The sequence below is a fragment of the Phycicoccus flavus genome, assembly GCF_004025965.2.
Lineage (GTDB): Bacteria > Actinomycetota > Actinomycetes > Actinomycetales > Dermatophilaceae > Phycicoccus > Phycicoccus flavus.
The window spans coordinates 1-1,331 of the sequence record NZ_SAYU02000145.1; the positions used below are offsets into that span (position 1 = coordinate 1).

At 68.8% G+C, this 1,331-nt stretch carries 1 protein-coding gene; it reads left to right on the forward strand.

The genetic code is table 11. The features are described from left to right. Positions 1 to 119: 119 nt before the first annotated feature. Positions 120 to 1,331, forward strand: a 1,212-nt coding sequence (locus EPD83_RS20235) for an IS256 family transposase (RefSeq protein ID WP_128368623.1), incomplete at its 3' end; no start/stop codon positions are given.

Below are 1,331 nucleotides of genomic sequence, written 5' to 3' on the forward strand. Positions count from 1 at the left end.
GACAGCGTCCCGTGGAGTGGTGGGGTTTGGGGTGACGGCGCGGCTCTCTGACTGAAGGGGGCCACCGGCGAGATTCTCGATGTGTACCGCCAAGTACTCGTCGAGAAGGAGCCTCACCGATGGCCCTGTCTGATTCTGCCGTGTCCGAGCTGTTCGAGGTGTTCCGCACCGGCGAGGGCACCGACTTCATCCGAGAATGCGTCCGCGTGGCGATGCAGGAGCTGATCGAGTCCGAGGCCACGGCCGCGGTCGGCGCCGGCCGCTACGAACGCACCGAGACCAGGAGCACCGAGCGCAACGGCACCCGGCCGCGGCTGTTGACCACGCACGCCGGGGATGTGCAGCTGGCGATCCCGAAGCTGCGTACTGGCTCGTTCTTCCCTTCGATCCTGCAGCCGCGCCGGCGGGTGGACCAGGCGCTGTACGCGGTGGTGATGGAGGCCTACGTCCACGGCGTCTCGACCCGATCGGTCGATGACCTGGTGCTCGCCCTGGGCGGGTCCGGGATCTCCAAGAGCGAGGTCTCCCGGATCTGTGCCGGGCTGGATGAGACCGTCGGGGCGTTCCGCACCCGCCGCCTGGACCACGTCGCGTTCCCGTACGTGTACCTGGACGCGACCTACCTGCACGTGCGCACCGAGCAGGCGATGGTCACCTCCAAGGCGGTGGTGGTGGCCACCGGCGTCACGTCCGAGGGACGTCGGGAGATCCTGGGCCTGGACGTCGGCGACTCCGAGGACGAGGTGTTCTGGCGGGCGTTCCTGACCGGGCTGAAGAAGCGCGGCCTGTCCGGGGTCAAGCTCGTGATCTCCGACCAGCACGCCGGGCTGACCGCCGCGATCGCCCGCGCGCTGCAGGGCAGCAGCCACCAACGCTGCCGGGTGCACTTCATCCGCAACGTCCTGGCCCACGTGGCCAAGGGTGAGGGCGAGATGGTCGCGGCGCTGTTCCGCACCATCTTCGCCCAGCCCGACCTGACCTCGATGTCCCGGCAGTGGGACAAGGTCCGCGACGAGCTGGCCGCCCGCTACCCCAAGGTCGGGCCGGTCATGGACGCCGGCAAGGCCGAGGTGCTCGCCTTCGCGGCCTTCCCGCGGGAGCACTGGCGCAAGATCTGGTCCACCAACCCCCTCGAGCGCCTCAACAAGGAGATCAAACGCCGCTCCCGCGTCGTGGGGATCTTCCCCAACGAAGCCGCCGTCATCCGCCTCATCGGAGCCGTCCTGGCCGACACCCACGACGAGTGGGCCACCGACGAACGCCGCTACCTCTCCGAGGCATCCATGGCCAAGATCGGCACAACCGGCAATGATGACCACGTCGCCCTCAGC